This window comes from Ruegeria sp. AL12 (assembly GCF_056540885.1).
Map to the genome: position 1 here is coordinate 1 of NZ_JBQFXN010000105.1, position 770 is coordinate 770.

The window sequence follows — 770 nt, forward strand, 5'->3', positions numbered from 1 at the left end:
GTCTCGGGCGTGTCAAAGACTCGATCTGACAAGGCGATAAAATCATCACGATGGCGGTCGACGTGGTCCCAGATCGGATCGGCGTTTTTCAAGGGGCTCTCCAGCTTCTCGTTCAAACGGTTTCGGCGTGTTCCAGCAGGCAAGCCGTTTCGCGCCCGCCGCGCCCCGCTTTCAGTTCAGGAACAGTGGTGCGGCACTCAGCGGTCGCCACCGGGCAACGCGGGTGGAAGGTACATCCAGATGGCGGATCGAGCGGCGACGGAATTTCCCCCTCAATCGGGGCAAACTCACGCCGGCGCTGATCAAGGCGCGGAGCCTCTGCAAGCAGCGCTTTCGTGTAGGGATGGCGTGGGTTCGAAAAAATTTCCTCAGTCGATGCGCTCTCGACAATGCGGCCCAGATACATGATCGCCACGCGGTCGGCGATGTGTTCGACGACGCTCAGGTCATGGCTGATGAACAGATAGGTCAGGCCCAGCTCTTCGCGCAGATCCATGAACAAGTTGATAACCTGCGCCTGGATCGACACGTCCAGCGCAGCGATGGCTTCGTCGCAGACAAGGAACTTCGGCTTCACGGCGAGCGCACGTGCAATTCCAATCCGTTGCCTTTGACCGCCGGAAAACTGATGCGCGTAACGCCGCTTGAGCGACGGGTCGAGGCCGACCTTGCGCATCACGTCGTCCACGTATTCCGCACTCTCTGCCTTGCGGACGATCCCATGCATACGCGGTGCTTCGCCGATGATATCTTCGACGCGCATTCGCGGA

1 protein-coding gene is annotated in these 770 nt (G+C 60.0%); it reads right to left on the reverse strand.

Going from position 1 to position 770, the window contains the following annotated elements; genetic code table 11:
* Nucleotides 1-112 precede the first annotated feature (112 nt).
* Nucleotides 113-770 (reverse strand): oligopeptide/dipeptide ABC transporter ATP-binding protein (locus ACR0C6_RS21665; RefSeq protein ID WP_480621199.1); only part of this gene is annotated, 658 nt, incomplete at its 5' end.